The organism is Streptomyces sp. NPDC058683, assembly GCF_042716195.1.
Classification (GTDB): domain Bacteria; phylum Actinomycetota; class Actinomycetes; order Streptomycetales; family Streptomycetaceae; genus Streptomyces.
In genome coordinates this window covers 67,653-82,654 of record NZ_JBHXSK010000023.1, presented here as the reverse complement: position 1 = coordinate 82,654, position 15,002 = coordinate 67,653, and the positions used below count along the sequence as shown (strand labels likewise).

18 protein-coding genes are annotated in these 15,002 nt (G+C 67.8%); 6 read left to right on the top strand and 12 right to left on the bottom strand.

The window, feature by feature from the left end:
* Window positions 1-442: 442 nt before the first annotated feature.
* Complete coding sequence (locus ACFWXC_RS25555; protein WP_384482262.1) at window positions 443-907, bottom strand: hypothetical protein; 465 nt, start codon at window positions 905-907, stop codon at window positions 443-445.
* Between the two features lie 492 nt (window positions 908-1,399).
* Between ACFWXC_RS25555 and ACFWXC_RS25550 the strand changes: the two genes are divergently transcribed.
* On the top strand, window positions 1,400-2,206 hold the full coding sequence (locus ACFWXC_RS25550) for a hypothetical protein (RefSeq protein ID WP_384482260.1): 807 nt from the start codon (window positions 1,400-1,402) through the stop codon (window positions 2,204-2,206).
* A 205-nt stretch (window positions 2,207-2,411) separates the two neighbouring features.
* The gene (locus tag ACFWXC_RS25545; RefSeq protein WP_384482258.1) at window positions 2,412-2,783 is read left to right on the top strand and encodes an STAS domain-containing protein; all 372 of its coding nucleotides are present in this window, start codon (window positions 2,412-2,414) and stop codon (window positions 2,781-2,783) included.
* A 129-nt stretch (window positions 2,784-2,912) separates the two neighbouring features.
* On the opposite strand, the gene phoU is transcribed toward ACFWXC_RS25545, so the two are convergent.
* The 7 genes from phoU to ACFWXC_RS25510 form a co-directional block, all read right to left on the bottom strand.
* Window positions 2,913-3,614, bottom strand: a complete 702-nt coding sequence (gene phoU, locus ACFWXC_RS25540) for a phosphate signaling complex protein PhoU (protein ID WP_384482257.1) — start codon at window positions 3,612-3,614, stop codon at window positions 2,913-2,915.
* Window positions 3,615-3,873: 259 nt separating this feature from the next.
* A complete protein-coding gene (locus tag ACFWXC_RS25535) occupies window positions 3,874-4,167 on the bottom strand; it encodes a DUF2382 domain-containing protein (protein ID WP_384482255.1) in 294 nt (97 codons plus the stop codon).
* 275 nt (window positions 4,168-4,442) lie between these two features.
* Window positions 4,443-6,503: a SpoIIE family protein phosphatase gene (locus ACFWXC_RS25530; RefSeq protein ID WP_384482253.1), complete on the bottom strand. Its 2,061-nt coding sequence runs from the start codon at window positions 6,501-6,503 to the stop codon at window positions 4,443-4,445.
* Between the two features lie 839 nt (window positions 6,504-7,342).
* Window positions 7,343-7,948 (bottom strand): TetR/AcrR family transcriptional regulator, encoded by a 606-nt coding sequence (locus ACFWXC_RS25525; protein ID WP_384482252.1) that lies wholly within the window; start codon window positions 7,946-7,948, stop codon window positions 7,343-7,345.
* Between the two features lie 180 nt (window positions 7,949-8,128).
* Entirely contained in the window at window positions 8,129-8,983 is an 855-nt protein-coding gene (locus ACFWXC_RS25520) for an alpha/beta fold hydrolase (protein WP_384482250.1), read from the bottom strand.
* 115 nt (window positions 8,984-9,098) lie between these two features.
* The gene (locus tag ACFWXC_RS25515; protein WP_384482248.1) at window positions 9,099-9,845 is read right to left on the bottom strand and encodes an SDR family NAD(P)-dependent oxidoreductase; all 747 of its coding nucleotides are present in this window, start codon (window positions 9,843-9,845) and stop codon (window positions 9,099-9,101) included.
* Window positions 9,846-9,875: 30 nt separating this feature from the next.
* Entirely contained in the window at window positions 9,876-10,595 is a 720-nt protein-coding gene (locus ACFWXC_RS25510) for an SDR family NAD(P)-dependent oxidoreductase (RefSeq protein ID WP_384482246.1), read from the bottom strand.
* Window positions 10,596-10,794: 199 nt separating this feature from the next.
* On the opposite strand from ACFWXC_RS25510, the gene ACFWXC_RS25505 reads away from it, so the two are divergent.
* From ACFWXC_RS25505 to ACFWXC_RS25490, 4 genes are all read left to right on the top strand, one after another.
* The gene (locus ACFWXC_RS25505) at window positions 10,795-11,148 is read left to right on the top strand and encodes a VOC family protein (RefSeq protein WP_384482245.1); all 354 of its coding nucleotides are present in this window, start codon (window positions 10,795-10,797) and stop codon (window positions 11,146-11,148) included.
* Window positions 11,149-11,180: 32 nt separating this feature from the next.
* Entirely contained in the window at window positions 11,181-11,558 is a 378-nt protein-coding gene (locus ACFWXC_RS25500) for a DUF427 domain-containing protein (protein ID WP_384482243.1), read from the top strand.
* A gap of 78 nt (window positions 11,559-11,636) precedes the next feature.
* Entirely contained in the window at window positions 11,637-12,188 is a 552-nt protein-coding gene (locus ACFWXC_RS25495; protein WP_384482241.1) for a hypothetical protein, read from the top strand.
* Window positions 12,170-12,505 (top strand): hypothetical protein, encoded by a 336-nt coding sequence (locus tag ACFWXC_RS25490; RefSeq protein WP_384482239.1) that lies wholly within the window; start codon window positions 12,170-12,172, stop codon window positions 12,503-12,505. Before ACFWXC_RS25495 ends, ACFWXC_RS25490 begins: the two co-directional genes overlap by 19 nt.
* A gap of 308 nt (window positions 12,506-12,813) precedes the next feature.
* On the opposite strand, the gene ACFWXC_RS25485 is transcribed toward ACFWXC_RS25490, so the two are convergent.
* From ACFWXC_RS25485 to ACFWXC_RS25470, 4 genes are all read right to left on the bottom strand, one after another.
* Window positions 12,814-12,978 (bottom strand): hypothetical protein, encoded by a 165-nt coding sequence (locus tag ACFWXC_RS25485; protein WP_384482238.1) that lies wholly within the window; start codon window positions 12,976-12,978, stop codon window positions 12,814-12,816.
* A gap of 18 nt (window positions 12,979-12,996) precedes the next feature.
* Complete coding sequence (locus tag ACFWXC_RS25480) at window positions 12,997-13,347, bottom strand: antibiotic biosynthesis monooxygenase family protein (protein WP_384482236.1); 351 nt, start codon at window positions 13,345-13,347, stop codon at window positions 12,997-12,999.
* Window positions 13,348-13,716: 369 nt separating this feature from the next.
* Window positions 13,717-14,118: a hypothetical protein gene (locus tag ACFWXC_RS25475; protein ID WP_384482234.1), complete on the bottom strand. Its 402-nt coding sequence runs from the start codon at window positions 14,116-14,118 to the stop codon at window positions 13,717-13,719.
* Window positions 14,115-14,969 carry an IS5 family transposase gene (locus tag ACFWXC_RS25470; protein WP_384482232.1) on the bottom strand — a complete coding sequence of 285 codons (855 nt, stop codon included), beginning with the start codon at window positions 14,967-14,969 and terminating at the stop codon, window positions 14,115-14,117. Before ACFWXC_RS25470 ends, ACFWXC_RS25475 begins: the two co-directional genes overlap by 4 nt.
* Window positions 14,970-15,002: the final 33 nt, after the last annotated feature.

Sequence of the window (15,002 nt, the reverse complement as noted above, 5' to 3'; positions counted from 1 at the left end):
CTGGGCGGTGGCGTGGACAGGCGGGTCGGGCGCAAGGAGCCGCAGTGCAACCAGGGGGTGGGTGATCGCGGAGCGGGTGATAGGAGATGTGGCTCGCAGTTCCTCCAGCTCCTCGTCGCCGGCGCCGCGATGCCGAGCCTCTCCGCGCATCCACAGGGCCCGACGGTGGTCGGAGCCGGCGGAGGCAAGTGTGGTCACGGCGTCGAGCCGGTCGCGGCGCAACTGCTCGGCGGTCGGCCGCGCGTTCGGCCCGGCCGGCCGCCAGGTGTTGGAAAGTGCCGGTGACGATCGATCCGAGGAACGTCCCGATGACGGCTAGGGCTGCGGCGATCATGATCTGCTTCCTTGGCCGGGCACTGGTCCCCGGCCGATGCGGAGACGGGCGCAACAACCGTTGGTCATGGTGAGACGTGCGGGCCGACTGGGACGATCTTGATCCGTGTCAGGTCAGACTTCGGCGGGCGGCAGCGAGGAACTCGGCTTTGAACGGTTCCAGACGCTCGGCCAGGCTCTCATCGTCACGCTCCTGCCAGACCGCCTGATTGAGGGCGCGGGCGTAGGCGGTCGTCGGTGTGTGCATGCCGGGGGCACACAGCAGTTCGACGCCTTTCTCGGCTATACGAAGACCGTCCATTGCCGGCCTGGCCGTCACGTACCACTCGTCACCGACCTCCCACCGTGAGGGCCGTGCATGCGCCACGCCCTCGGCCTCCAGTGCGCACCGGATGAACTCCAGCACGGTCCTGATTTGTTCGGCACGTCGCTCTTCCGCCAGCGCCGCAGCCCGCCTTTGTTGTTCAGACCGGTCGCCTGTCCGCTGCGTGGTGCGTTGCGTCAGGTACGTCAGCGCACCGCCCACGGTTACACCGGCCATCGAAATCACAGGGGTCCACACATCTGCTGCCATGGCCGACTACTATCAGCGCCCGCCTGCTGCCCGCTATGGATCTTGTGGATCACTCCACCCTCAGCAGAAACCGAACCGTTCCAAGATCCGCTGGGGTGTTGGGGACCGCGAGACCGCTTCGGGCATCGGTCCGTGAGCCCGTATCTCCCGGTCCAGCGCGTCGGAGTCGGTGCGGCGCAGCGGCCGGTGGACGGTCTGCACCGTCCACGTGGGCTGCTTGACCGCGCGGGGACACGTCAGCTCGTACGACAACTCGCTCGACGGTGCCGGTTGTTCGGCGATCCTGGAAGCGGACGAATTTTCCCGCGGCGCTGCCCACCTGCCGGCCGGTCACCGGTGCCGGCGACGTGCGACACCGCGGGAGACACGGTACAACTGGCTGTCATGTACGGGGAGGGGCTGGTGAACGTGGGTCAGGGAGCAAGTCCGTTCCGTTTCGAGGTGGTCAAGAAGTACCCGCCGCGGGGCCCTATGCACCAGTACCGCCTTGCGATGGCGACAACATTCACCTGCTGCCGATGCGGCAGGGACAAGAAATCCAAACTGACGGTATCCATCCACGATGAGTGGAATCTCTTGCTGTGCAATGCCTGCTACGGGCGACTCCTGTCCATCTGGGAGATCAAAGCCGGAGAACTCAGCGACTCTGAACGCCATGTCGAGCTCATTCGCCTCCTCGGCAGCCTGTCCGGGGAAGCTGAGGTGGAGCGAGCCCGCGCTGTTCTGCTGGCCCGTGAATCCCGATCCTCCCTCTTGTCGGCCCCTGCGCTCACCATGTTGGCGACGGCTGCCGCCGTGGCGGATGGATTTGCTGTGAAAACGGCCACGGAACTTGACTGGTCGGCTGCGGTTATCGGCTTGTGTAAGGCCGTTGAGCTGGAGGCTGTCCGGCTGATCTGCGAACCGCTGAGCACAGCCGTGTCCGGCATGGAACTGGGGGACGACCTGCGCGACCGCAGTTTTCAGCGCATGGCCCAGTACTGCAAGAACGGGAAACCCCTGGAGCTGGGCACCCTTGGCTACTTCATGCGATCCATGGCTGGGTCCCCTCGCTCGGCAATCAGCCCGATCGCGTCAGGGATGCGTACTCTCGCTGGCCGATGGCCGAGATCCGACTGGCTGTTCAAGGAAGACGGATTTCCTGAAGATGTGCGGATACTGACCAAGATGTACAGAAACCCGGCGGCGCATACTGACCTGCTCTCCGAAGCCCAATACAGATCATGTGCCGAACTCGTCCAGGGAACAGACGGAGTCCTCTGGAAAGTTGTCGCAGCCGTGGATACGACCCGGAGGTAGTCCGCTCGACAGCACGGTGACTGCCCGCGAGGTGGGGAAACGTCGGCCTGGGCATGCTCAGCTCGGTGGGGTACGAACTCCGCACCCCGCCAGTAGCTTGAAACCAGGCAACTCGACTCCACCCAACGCGGGACAGTCCGGAGCCTCCATCAGACCCGGAGCGGTTCACTCGCAGGTGCTGGATCCTCACGGCATACTCACCTGCATGAGTTCCGCGAACGGCGGCGACAGCCGGGCGGCCCCGACCACGTCACCCGCGGCGTCGCTGCTTCACCTGACCCAGCACGAGCGGGAGGAAGCGTGGGTGGTGGCCATCCACGGCGCCTTCGACCTCGACTCCGCCCCGCTCCTGGCGTCGGCCTTGCAGGACGCGGCCACCACCCACACGATGGTCGTCGTGGACGCGGTCGGGGTGACCTTCGCAGACTCCACCGTCTTGAACGTGCTGCTGAACTTCCACCGTGGCCACCGCCTGCGTCTGGCCAGGCCCGCGCTTCAGCTCCAGCGGGTACTGGAGCCGACCGGCGCGGACAAGGTCCTGGACATCCGGCCGACGGTGGAAGACGCGATCACCTGAGAGACCGTATCGGCCCTGGTGAGACCTGCTGCCGGCACGGGTAAGCGTTGCTTGGCCGCTCATCTTCCCGACCCGCCGTCGCCCAGCGTTGCCCCGGAACGCCTCTGGCTTGTCTAGGTGGCCCTCGGTCTACAAATGGTTACGGGGTGTAGTCAGGGCGTGCGCTGCGGGTGGGTCGGTGGCCAGTTCGTCGGCGTGTTCGCCGGTGGCCAGGAAGACCACGCGGCGGGCGACGGAGACGGCGTGGTCGGCGAACCGTTCGTAGTAGCGGCCGAGCAGGGTGACGTCGACGGCGGTCTCCACTCCGTGATGCCAGCGGTCGTCCATCAGGTGCTGGAATATCGAACGGTGCAGTTCGTCGATCCGGTCGTCGTCCTGCTCCATCTGGAGCGCGGCATCCAGGTCGTGGGTGACGAGGACGTCGGCGGCCTGCGCCATCAGGCGCTGTGCGAGCTGGCTCATCTCCAGAATCGTGCGGCGCAGGTCCTGCGGCACGGCATGCCCGGGGTATCGCAGCCGGGCCAGCTTGGCCACATGCTGGGCCAGGACCGCGCAGCGTTCCAGGTCAGCGCTCATGCGCAGCGAGGTGACCACCACCCGCAGGTCGGTGGCGACCGGCTGCTGGCGTGCCAGGACCGCGATCGCTCTGTCCTCCAGATCGCGTTGCAGGTCATCAGCTTTGGCGTGAGCGGAGATCACGCTTTCCGCGAGCTGGAGATCGGCGTCCAGCAGCGCGCTGGTTGCCCGGCCCATGGCCGAACCGACCAGGTTCGCCATGTCCACCAGGCCCTCGCCCAACGAGGCCAGCTCCTCGTGGTACGCCTCCCGCATGCCAGCCCCACTCCCGTTGTCCGCCCCGTCCGCGTGTCTGCCAGAATCCCATACCCCGCGCGTCGGCGGCCCGCTCCGCGCGCAGGGCGGACCGCGGCTGGGGCCATCCGGCGGCGCGACGACCGTCGGAAGCGGGCGTGACCAGTCGGGGCGAGCGTAGGCGCGCAGTACGGAGGTCACAGGAAACGTGATGTGCCACTGGGGTGCTTGGCCACGGCTTCACCCAGCCTCGAGGCCCTGCGCCCATGTGGAACGGTCGTTACCGCTGGCGCTTGTCTTCGGGTACGTCGGTCTCGATCTTCTCCTTGCGGACCTCGCCGGTGACGGTTTCCTCGTCGGTGCGCTGGTCGGTGGTGAGGCGGACCCGCTCGACCGGCCCGGCCTTGGTGTCCACCACGGGCCGCTCGACGTGCAGTGTCACCTCGTGCTCGGCTTCGCTGACGTCCGGGCCTGCCGTGGCCTCACAGGTGGATTCGGTGACCGGTTCGCGTTCGACGCGTGCCTCTTCGTGGCGGACGGGACGGTCTGCTGCACCTCTTCGGTGACGACGCACTTGCGCTGCCGGGCCCGGCAGAACTCCTGGTGTTCGGTGCCGATGTGCATCACCGGTGGCTTCCGTGCCGGTGCTGGTGCCGGCGGTTCCGGTCTCGGCGTCGGTGCGGGCCCAGCCAGCGGTTCCGGGCTGTTCGGCCCGCTGCCAGGCGGCGTCCCAGTCGATGCCGTAGTGCTCGTACAGGCGGTGTTCTTCGCCCTCGGACAGGTGGCACCCGGCGTCGACGTCAACGGTGGGGGCGTCCTTGACCTTGTCCTTGGAGTGGCGGACGACCTCTAGGGCCGCGGCCGGGCTCGGGCTCGGACGATGAGTATGGCGACGTCGTCGTGGTCGTCCGGATCGCGCAGTGCGTCCAGGAGCCGGTCGCAGGTTTCTTCTGAGGTTCGGTCGGGTCTGTGGAGCAGTTGGAGGAGGAGGTCCAGGCGCTCGTCGATGGCGTGGTGGCGGGTCTCGACCAAGCCGTCGGTGTAGAGGACCAGTTGGTCGCCGGGGGCCAGGCCGAAGGCGGTGACTTCGAAGGTGACACCGCCGACCCCGAGGGGTGCGCCGGTGGGCAGATCGAGCAGTTCGGGGGGCTCGCCTGTGCGTATCAGCACGGGGGGCAGGTGTCCGGCGACAGCGATGTGGCACAGGGCGCGGTGCGGGTCGTAGATGGCGTAGGCGCAGGTGGCGTACTGCTCCAGGCCGGCGGTGATCTTGTCGAGGTGGTGCAGCACTTCGGTGGGAGGGAGGTCGAGGTCGGCCAGGGTGGAGGTAGCGGTGCGCAGGCGTCCCATGGTGGTGGCGGCGCTTATGCCGCTGCCCATCACATCGCCCACGACCAGCGCGGTCTTGTCTTCCGTGAGAGGGATGACATCGAACCAGTCGCCACCGACTTCAATGGTCGTTCCGGCGGGCCGATATCGGGAGGCGATCTCCAGGCCCGTCTGTTGCGCTGGGAGGTCGGGCAGCAGGCTGCGCTGGAGGGTGACCGCGGTGTTGCGTGCGCCTTGGTACAGACGGGCATTGTCGATGCACACCGCGGTTCGATCGGCCAGTTCACCGGCCAGGGTGAGGTCGTCGTTGTCGAAAGGCAGCGGGTTGCGGGCGCGGGTGAGGCCCAGGGTGCCGAGCACCTCGCCGCGGGCGATCAGGGGCGTGAGGAGATAGCTGTGGATGCCGGCGCGGGCCAGGATGGCGGCGGCCTCGGCGTCACGGGCGATACGTGCCAGGTCCCGCTCGCCGACGTGGGGTATCAGGATGGGGCGGCCGGTCCGCACGCATTGAGTGGCCAGGCGCTCCGCGCCGTAGCTGGCGAGGTGGCCGGCAGGGTCGGCGGCGCGGACGGCCTCGGTGGGGTATGCGGCTTTCACGGCGAGGGCACGGAAGAGTGCCCGGCCTGCGCCGGGTGCCGTCGGCTGGCGGTCGTCCAGGACAGAGTCCAGGACGTCAACGGCCGCGATGTCGGCGAGCTCAGGGACGGCGACGTCGGCCAGCTCGCGGGCGGTCTGTTCCACATCCAAAGTGGTGCCGATACGGGCAGAGCCGTCGGCGATCAGGGCCAAGCGTTGCCGGGCACGGTGGCGATCGGTGACATCCACCAACACGATGGCTATCCCCAGTACCCGGCCGCCGGGACCGTCGAGCCGGTAGTAGGAGACGGACCAGGCATGATCGCTGTCGGGGTCGGCGGGAGTGCGCCCCACACTGTGCTGGTCGATCACGGGCTCTCCGGACGTGAGGACTTGCCGCAGTGCGGCCTCGATCGCATCGATCTCCAGGAAGGGCAGGACCTCGCGGACTCGTCGCCCGAGGTGGTCTTCGGCAGGGATGCCGTTGATCTGCGCCAGCGCCGGGTTGACGGCCACGTACCGCAGGTCGGTGTCCAAGACGGCCAGCCCGATCGGGGACTGCGAGACAAGCCGCGTAGACAGGGCCACGTCTCGTTCCACCTGGCGCAGGGCCGCCTCGTCGGTGGCGATGCCCAGGGCATAGAAGTCACCCCGGTCGTCCGACAGCCGCATGTTGCGGAACTCCACCAACCGGGTTCTGCCGTCTTTGTGCCGGACGGAGAAGGCGCCGGCCCATCCCTGGCCCGTCCTCATGACCTCGGCGAACAGCCTGATCATCAGGTCGAAGTTCTGCTCGTCGACCAGCAGCCGCGCCGCGTACTGGCCCAGCGCCTCCTGCGCGGTGTAGCCGAACAGCTCCTCGGCCTGCGGGCTCCACAGCACGATCCGACCCTCGGCATCCAGCAGCACAGCTGCGACACTGAGCAGATCCAGCAACTCACGCGGCTGTCTCGGCCCGGAATCCGGCTGGTCACCCTCAGTACCGAAGGGATCGGCTGTCCTCATCCAAGCACTCCCTCCGCCTGCCAGCGCGACACGCCGCCCTGCGCCGGCTTCAGGCTGTGGCCTGCGTACCCTGTACCTCGCAGTGCTTCCATGGTCCCCCGGATCTGGGCGGCCGCACGGTCGCCCGATACAGCTCGCCGCGCCCCAGGTCCCAGGCGTTGGGCACCGACGAAAAGCTCCGACCTCCCGGGTGCAGGGGTGGGCGGCGCGGGCGGCGGCGAACAGGCCGCCCCCGATCCGGGTCTCGTTCTCAGAGGCCGCACGCAACGGAACGATCCGGCGGGGCGGAGGCCGCAGCAGCGCAGCACCCAACCCTCAGTCGGCTGACCACCGCCACCGCACCGGCTTTCCCCGCACGCCACCAGGGCAGCCGGCAACGCTTCATCCTAGGAGTCGCAGTGACCGGCGCGGAGCGGAAGCATCGGATCGACAGAGCCGACAGGCCAGGGCGACGTGACGCATTGCTCCCTCCCCGCCTGGGCGAGCAGCGCCGTGAGCACACGTTCCCAGGTGCCGTCGATGCCCAGTACAGCAGCCCTTCTCCCGCCTCGCCGTTTCGGTTGGAGTGATGAGGGGTCGCTGCGGGGTAGCTGCCGAGTGGCCGAGGTGATTTCGGTGTTCGGCATGGTGGAGTCCCGGCGCGGTGGTCGGGTTCCCCAGGATCTTCGGGTCGTGGCGGGCAGGGGCTTGCTGTTTCTCGCGGTGTTTCATCCGTGAATGGGTGTGGAGGTCAGGAATCCGTCGGCGCTTCCACCGCCCAGCGTTCCGGGACCGCAGTGACTGCCCTCGGGCGCCCCGGTCGAGCTGGTTCTCAGTGGGGGCTTCGGCGTCTCACCGGATTACTGTCCGGCGTCGACCAGTTCCTTGTTCCTGACTGCGGCGTCGAACAGTGCCGCGGCTGCCGCGCGGGCGGTCGTCGCCGCGGACGGGTCGCGGTCCATCCGTGCCGAGACCCCCGCGCCGTCGTACAGAAGGTGCAGCTGCCGTGCCAAGCCCTCGGCGTCGGCGACGCCGGCCTCCCGCGCCAGATCCGTGAACATGGTCCGCACCCACAGCCGGTACCGGTCCACGGCGCCCTCGACGGGGCCGCCGTGCCGCGCCTCCGCGCTGGCCGTCATGTGCGCACAGCCGTTGAAGTCGGGTTCGGTGAACAGCTGGCCTTGCGCGTCGAAGACTCCGAGCAGACGTTCGCGTGGCGTCCGGAACCGGGTCAGGGCGCGTTCGACCTGGTCACGGGTGTTGGCGTGGCGGGCGTCGAGGTATGCCTGGACCAGTTCTTCCTTGCTGCCGAACAGGTTGTAGAGGGATGCCTTGGCCACGCCGGCCTTCTGCACGATGCGGTCGATGCCGACGCTCTGCACGCCCTCGCTGTAGAACAGCTCGTCGGCGGCGGCCAGCAGACGTTCACGCACGGACGGCTTCGAGGCGTTGGCCTTGGTGGGCATGATGGCTTCCTTCTTTCAGACTGGCGGTCCAGTTTACCGCTCCGCGCGGGGACTCATTCCGCTCCTACCCGGTCCAACAGAGCCAGACAGACCTGTCTTCCCTCGCTGACGAGCAGAGGCGGTCACCGTGCTGCGGTGACCGCCTCTGCTCTGTGGGGCCTGCTACCTGGCCGCCGTGTCCTAGCGGTCGAGGAAGAGCTTGGTGTGGGTGACGAACCGCTCGGGGTACTGGAAGTGGGCGCCGTGGTTGGCGTCCGGGTAGATGATCAGCTCGGCGTCCGGGAGGAACTGCTGGAGGATGTAGGAGTTGATCGTGGGGATGATGATGTCGTCGGTGCCGTTGACCACCAGGACCGGGATCGTGATGTTCTTCAGGACCGAGTACGCGGGGTCCTTCGTGGCGCCGTAGGTGTGGATGGCGGTGCCCTGGCCGGCGTAGACCTGCTCGCCGAACGCGGAGTCGTCGCGGTCCTTGCGGGCCACGATCCGATCGACGTATGCGCGGCCCAGCTTCTGGCTGGTCTCGGTCGGCGCGAAGAGGACCGGGAGCCACATGTCTTCCTGCCGGGGCAGCTTGACGGTGAACAGTGCGGCGGTATCCGCCGGCGTCTCGCCGATGCCCACGCCGCCGCGCGGGCCGGTGCCCACTAGGACCAGTTTGCGGGCCAGGTCGGGGCGCTGGATGGCGACCTGCTGGGCGACGAGGCCGCCCATGGAGTGGCCGACCAGGTCCACACTCGTCAGCCCGAGGGCGTCGATGAAGCTGCCCGCGTCGGTGGCCATCTGCTCGATGGTGTCCGGGACATCGCCGCTGGTGGAGGCCACTCCGGTGTTGTTGAACAGGATGACCTCGCGGTCGGCGGCGAATCCGTCGCTGATCGCCGGGTCGTGGTCGTCCAGGTTGCCGATGAAGTGCTGGAAGAACACGACCGGTGGCCGACCGGCGGCTGTGTTGCCGAAGCGCCGGTAGGCGAAACGGATGCCGCCGGCCTCGACGAACTGGGTCGGGGCGGTGTCGTGGGTGTGATCGGGCACGGTGGCGCTTCTCCTTGGATCAGCGTGTGGAGGTGAGGTGGTGAGCCGGGCGGCGGTTTCCGGCAGCCGCACGTTGGCCGTCCGGGTACACAGGGATGCTCTGCACCCGAGCGGATCAGTTGGCGCTGTGGCCGCCGTCGGCGTTGAGGATGTGGCCGGTGATGAACGACGCCTGCTCCGATGCGATGAACACGATCGCGTCGGCGACTTCCTCCGAGAGCCCGAGGCGGGCCAGCGGGACCTCGCTCACCAGGGCTGCCTTGTTCTGCGGTGTGCCGGTGAAGCGGGTCAGCATGCCGGTGTCCGTGGGGCCGGGGGCCACGCCGTTCACGCGGATTCCCGAGGCGGCGACCTCCAGGGCCACCGACTTGGTGATGCCTTCGACGGCATGCTTGCTGCCGACGTAGACGGAGGCCCCGGCCGCGCCCTCGTGCCCGTAGGTCGAGGAGATGTTGACGATGCTGCCGCTGCCCTGTTCCTGCATGACGCGGACCTGGTGCTTCATGCTTAGGAGCACGCCCAGGACGTTCGTGTCGAACGTCGCGTTGTACGTTTCCGCGCTCTGGTCGGTGATCGGGCTGGGCCGGCCTTCGGTGCCGGCGTTGTTCACCGCAACATCCAGACGGCCGAACCGTGCGACGGTCTCGTCGACCATGGCGCGTACGTCGTCCTCGTTGCGGACGTCGGCGTTGATGAACTCGGCCCACGAGCCGGCCGCACGCAGTTCCTCGACCAGGGCCTTGCCGGCCTCATCGCGGCGTCCGGTGACGACCACGTTCGCGCCCTGCTTGGCGAAGGCGACGGCGGCGGCGCGGCCGATGCCGGTGAGGGCACCGGTGATCAGTACGACGGGGTTGTCCATTGCTTTGCTCGGTTTCTGTAGCGGTGGGGGTCAGACGGAGGTGCGTCCGCCGTCGACGGGGATGACAACGCCGGTGATGTAGCCGGCGGCCGGCGAGGCCAGGAATGCGATGACGTCTCCGATCTCCTCGGCCTCCGCCGTGCGGGCCAGGAGCGTGGTCTTACCCAGGGCCGTGAGGCGCTCCTTGGAGGAGCCGCCGGTGTAGACCGGTCCGGGGGCGACGGTGATGACCCGCACACCCCGCGGGCTGTACTCGGCGGCCCAGGACCGGGTCAGCGAGGTGAGCGCGGCCTTGGTGGCGCTGTAGGCGGCGCCACCCGCCAGGCCGACCTGCCCGGCCATGCTGCCCAGGTTGATCACGACGCCCTCGCCGCGCTCGGCCATCGCCGGCGCGATGGCAGCCGTGAGGTAGTAGGCGCTGCGCACGTTGGCGTCGAACAGCGCGTCGTAGGTGTCGGGCTCCAGGTCGGCGGTGGGGCCGAACCAGGAGAACCCGGCGTTGTTGACGAGAACGTCGATATCCCCGGCCGTGGCCGCAAGCTGGCTGACGGCACCGACATCGGCGAGGTCGGCGGCGAGGAACTCGGCGCTGCCGCCTGCGCTCTCGATCTCCTTGACCACTGCGGCTCCACGGTCGGTGTCGCGTCCGTGGACCAGGACTTTGAATCCATCCCGGGCGAGCTTCAGCGCTGCGGCCCGGCCGATGCCGGACGTCGCGCCGGTCACCAGGGCTGTCTGCGACTCGGACATGATCGCGACCCTTCTAGCTTTGGTTAGACCGGTCTGTCTTCTTTCGCTATCCAGCTAAACAGGTCGGTCTAGTCTCGTCAACTCGACAAGGACACCAAGGCGTCTCATCTGGCGTTTGACACCTCGATAAGCCGCTCCTACGGTTGAAGCAATGAGTGAACAGACTGGTCTAATCACTCTTCAATGCAGGGAGCAGCGCATGAGTAGCACCTTCTTCGGCGTGTCGTTCGACGCCACCGACGCCGTACGCGCGGCGCAGTTCTGGGCCGCGGTTCTGGACCGCACAGTCGCCGACGGGGCGGATGAGCACGACGCCGTGGTGGAGGCCGGTGACCCCGGCAGCGGACCACGGCTGGCCTTCCACCAGGTGCCGGAGGCCAAGGCCGTCAAGAACCGGTTCCACCCGGATCTGATCACCAGGGACTACGAGGGCGAGAGCGAGCGTCTGCTCGCTCTCGGGGCGACCAAGCTCCACGAAGTCGTGCGCGGCGGCGCCCGGTGGACCACGTTCGCCGACATCGAGGGCAACGAGTTCGACCTCATCTCCGGCTAGACCACCCACCACCAGGAATTGAGGAGAAGACCATGACGACGACACGGGAACCCAAGATCCCCGGTCCCGACCATCCGATCACCATCGAGCCCACCGGCGTGCGCGTCGTGGCGCGCGCCGGCGGACAGATCGTCGCCGACACCACCCGGGCCCTGACCCTGCGCGAGGCCAACTACCCGCCCGTCCAGTACATCCCGCTCGACGACGTCGACCAGTCGATGCTCACATCCAGCGCCACCCAGACGTACTGCCCCTACAAGGGCGACGCGTCCTACTACGGCATCGCCCTCCCCGGAGGCGGGCTCACCGACGCGGTGTGGTCCTACCGTGAGCCGTACGACTTTGTCGCTGCCATCGCTGGCCACGTCGCTTTCTACACCGACCAGGTGGACATTCAGGTCGGCGCCTGACCGCCGCGGGAGGAGGCCGCGGGCCTCCTCCCGCCCGGCCGGCGCTGCCACCACCCCAGCCGGCGGGACGAGCAGGGAATGACCACCACGAGCGTCGCAGAGTCCACGCCGCCTGACACAAGGGCCGCCAGGAGAGCCTGGCTGGCGGTCCTGTCCGTGGCGGTGGGCAGCTTCACCCTCGTCACCAACGAGTTCCTGCCCGTGGGCCTGCTCAGCGACGTCGCCGCCGACCTGTACGTGTCCGAGGGCACCGCGGGAACCATGATCACCGCCCCGGGGATGCGGGCCTGCGGGCACGCCCACGACGGTGCCGATGGAGATGCCGCCGAAGATGAGGGCGGTGGCCCGTGGCCCGAGCTGCTCGGGAACCAGACGGGTGCCGACCCCTACCGCAATGGCCCAGAAGCCGCCGATGCCAATGCCAAGGAGGGTGCCGGCGCCCAGCATGGTGGGGTAGTTGGGAGCCAGACCGGCCAGTACATCGGCCATCACGAAGGTCAGGCTCAGGCTCTGCAGGGCTGCTCACCGGTTGACGCGTTAGAGCAGCACCGGCAGTGCCGGCGCCGAGATCCCTGGGCCACCAGTTCGGCTGGCGCGCGGCCTTCTACATCGTGGCCGGGCTCGGCCTGATCCCGGTGATCCCCCAGGCACTCTTCCTGCCCCGCCTCTCGGTCACCAAGGCCGTCACCCTGGGCTACCTGGGCGTCCTGCTCAAGAGAAGCCGTGCACACGTCCTGGCCAGTCTGCTCACCCTCGCCCTCGACGTCACCGAACCGCTGCTCGCGGGCGCGTACGGGCGGGCGGCCTTCGATGCCGTGGGCCCGCTGCTCCTGATCGGTTGGGCCGAGATCGGTCCCGGCCTGCTCCAGGTCATCAGCGGTATCCGTGCCGCCGCTCACGACGCGCAGACAATGCCGCGCGGCAACTCCGGCTCTACCCAGGAGTAACTGCGCAGCGTACCGGCAGTCATACCCGGCACCTGGGACGCCGAGGCCGATGATCTTCTCGAACGGGCTCGGGAGGAAAATGCCCGGCACTGGCAGATCCATCAGAGGGCGTTAAGTCCGTTTCCGATATTCCGCGTGCTGGTTGTTCGAGGAGTCCTTGGTGGACGGCCCGTCCCAGGCGTGAGCGGGTGACGTTGATCGAGGGCTCGTTGGTGGGCAGGCCGAGGTACTCGTGCAGATCCACGGACGCGGAACACCTTGTCGGGGTGCGGCCCCGCCCCCGGGGCATCTCGCCATCGGCTCGCCCCTCACGGTAGCGGGCGGACTTCGCCGTCGTGGGCGAGGATCTTGGCCTCCACCTCGAACTCGGCGGACGTGAACTGCCGCGGTGGACGAGAGCGGGGGCGAGGAACCCGTCGACCATGGAAGGGGACGGTGCCGTGCAGGGCGGAGTCGCTGCCGAGCACGGTCACGCCTCTACAGTTGCTGTGTCATACGTCGACCTGCTCGAAGATGTGCGGGTACGACACGATGTCGTCGGGGAACTCGGCAGCCATGCGCTGGAACTCCGGGCTGCCGAACGCCGTGGCGAGAGCCTCGGTCGACTCCCAGACCGCGACGTTCATCAGAAGTTGACTGTCCGCCGTTCCCTTGTGCATCTGCAGGGAGACGAATCCCGGCTGAGCCTTCATGAACTCCGCCTGCCTCCGAAAGAGGGTCAGGAATGCTTCAGTCCTCGCCTTCGGAACGAAGAAGGTGTTGGCCAGGACGATGGGCCCGGTCTTCTCCTTGAACTGCGCGAACATCGGCGTAATCGGGTCCAGGCTCTGCAGCTTGGCCATCTTCGGTACTTCCTCTCGCTATCGGTAGTCCCACGGCACCGAGGCCGGCCACAGCCGTACTGGGTCCGGCGACGCTCACGACGCTCGCTTGTCCGTAGGGGTACTGCTTTCTGGGGACCGTTCCATCGTCCCGGCGTAAGCGGGCCGTGAAGTCAGCCGCAGTTCCCGTTCCGATGGCGACTTCGGTCGGACCGCGCGAAGCCGTGTCATACGTGGGGATGACACCGGACCCTGAGGGGGCGCGGGCTCGCGGCCGACACGGGCGGAGGTGATATTCCGTGAATCCGCAGGAGCACCGCCCCGCATGTGGAAGGGCCTCCGGCAAGTGCGGACAGCCACTGTCGTGGGCTGACGCACCCTCAGAGGACGTCAAGTCCGTTTGTAGCGGCCTCGTCCGGGTTGAGTGAGGAAGCTTTGACGGGTGAGGCGTCCGAGGCGGCTGCGGGTGACGTTCATGGCCGGATCGTCGGTGGGCATGCCGAGGAGTTCGTGTAGTTCACGGACCCGGAATGCCTGGTCGGGGTGCTGGTTGAAGGCGTTCATGATGGCCTGGTAGGCAGTGGCCGGCTCGGGCGGATCGAGCTCGCCTCCGTCGTCGGTCGGCGCGCGTTCGGCGATGACCTTCCGGGCGGTGGCCAATTCCGTGAGGCGTGCTTCCGTCTCGGCAAGTGCGCCGGTCAAGTCCTCTATGTGACCACGGAGTTCATCAGCATGGACAACGGCTTCGTCGTGGCGGGTCTGGAGATCGGTCAGGAACTCAGTGATGTTCACGCGGCTGCCCGGAGGGTGTCGCGCCAGGCCGGGGCGGGTGTGGTGAGGCGACGGGACATGTTCGCGGTGGAGGCCCAGTAGACGCGTGAGGCGGAGTTCTCGGGCCGGTGGTCGTACTCGCGGGCCAGGCGCCGGTGCAGCATCAGGGTGCCGTTGACCTGCTCGACGACCCACCGCTTCGGCTGCGGGACGAAGCCCTTGCCCTGGTCGGCCGGGTTGCGGCGGACAACCTCGACGGTGATGTCGAGCAGGGCACCGTGGATGATGACTTCGTCCTTGAAGCCCTGGTCCACCAGGGCCTTCTCCAGACGGTTCCCGCACCGTTCGGCCGCCAGGCCGAGCAGGACGGTACCGGCGGCATTGTCATGGGCGGAGGCGGCCAGGACGACAACGCCGATGATCAGTCCCAGCACGTCGACAGCCAGTCCCCGCTTGCGCCCCGGCGTCCTCTTGTTCGCATCCAGTCCCGTCGTGGTCTTCGGAACTCCCGCAGCCGCACGCACGGACTGGGTGTCGATGATCACGAGGGACGGGTCCTCTAATCGGCGGGCCTTCTCCCGCACCTGGCAGCACAGGAGTTCCTGGATCCGCTGGTCAAGACCGTCCTGGCGCCAGAGCGTGAAGTAGTAGAACACCGCCGACCAGGCCGGCAGGTCATGGGGCAGGTAGCGCCACTGACAGCCTGTCCGGTTCTGATAGAAGATCGCGTTCACGACCTCCCGCAGATCGCAGACGCCTGGGTCCCCGGTCGCCGAACGGCCCACCCGGTCCTGTTTCCAGGCCGTGATCATAGGCTCGATCAACGCCCACTGCTCGTCCAAGAGGTCGCTCGGATACGGTCTTCGGTCCATGCTCGCATCCCGGCATGCACATGACGAACAGTC

What these genes read in the sequence shown, in the direction of transcription:
- ACFWXC_RS25555 (WP_384482262.1), bottom strand. Translation starts at nt 907, where the DNA reads ATGGCAGCAGATGTGTGGACCCCTGTGATTTCGATGGCCGGTGTAACC.
- ACFWXC_RS25515 (WP_384482248.1), bottom strand. Translation starts at nt 9,845, where the DNA reads ATGGACAACCCCGTCGTACTGATCACCGGTGCCCTCACCGGCATCGGC.
- ACFWXC_RS25470 (WP_384482232.1), bottom strand. Translation starts at nt 14,969, where the DNA reads ATGGACCGAAGACCGTATCCGAGCGACCTCTTGGACGAGCAGTGGGCG.
- phoU (WP_384482257.1), bottom strand. Translation starts at nt 3,614, where the DNA reads ATGCGGGAGGCGTACCACGAGGAGCTGGCCTCGTTGGGCGAGGGCCTG.
- ACFWXC_RS25530 (WP_384482253.1), bottom strand. Translation starts at nt 6,503, where the DNA reads ATGAGGACAGCCGATCCCTTCGGTACTGAGGGTGACCAGCCGGATTCC.
- ACFWXC_RS25495 (WP_384482241.1), top strand. Translation starts at nt 11,637, where the DNA reads ATGACCACCACGAGCGTCGCAGAGTCCACGCCGCCTGACACAAGGGCC.
- ACFWXC_RS25550 (WP_384482260.1), top strand. Translation starts at nt 1,400, where the DNA reads ATGGCGACAACATTCACCTGCTGCCGATGCGGCAGGGACAAGAAATCC.
- ACFWXC_RS25505 (WP_384482245.1), top strand. Translation starts at nt 10,795, where the DNA reads ATGAGTAGCACCTTCTTCGGCGTGTCGTTCGACGCCACCGACGCCGTA.
- ACFWXC_RS25480 (WP_384482236.1), bottom strand. Translation starts at nt 13,347, where the DNA reads ATGGCCAAGCTGCAGAGCCTGGACCCGATTACGCCGATGTTCGCGCAG.
- ACFWXC_RS25525 (WP_384482252.1), bottom strand. Translation starts at nt 7,948, where the DNA reads ATGCCCACCAAGGCCAACGCCTCGAAGCCGTCCGTGCGTGAACGTCTG.
- ACFWXC_RS25510 (WP_384482246.1), bottom strand. Translation starts at nt 10,595, where the DNA reads ATGTCCGAGTCGCAGACAGCCCTGGTGACCGGCGCGACGTCCGGCATC.
- ACFWXC_RS25500 (WP_384482243.1), top strand. Translation starts at nt 11,181, where the DNA reads ATGACGACGACACGGGAACCCAAGATCCCCGGTCCCGACCATCCGATC.
- ACFWXC_RS25545 (WP_384482258.1), top strand. Translation starts at nt 2,412, where the DNA reads ATGAGTTCCGCGAACGGCGGCGACAGCCGGGCGGCCCCGACCACGTCA.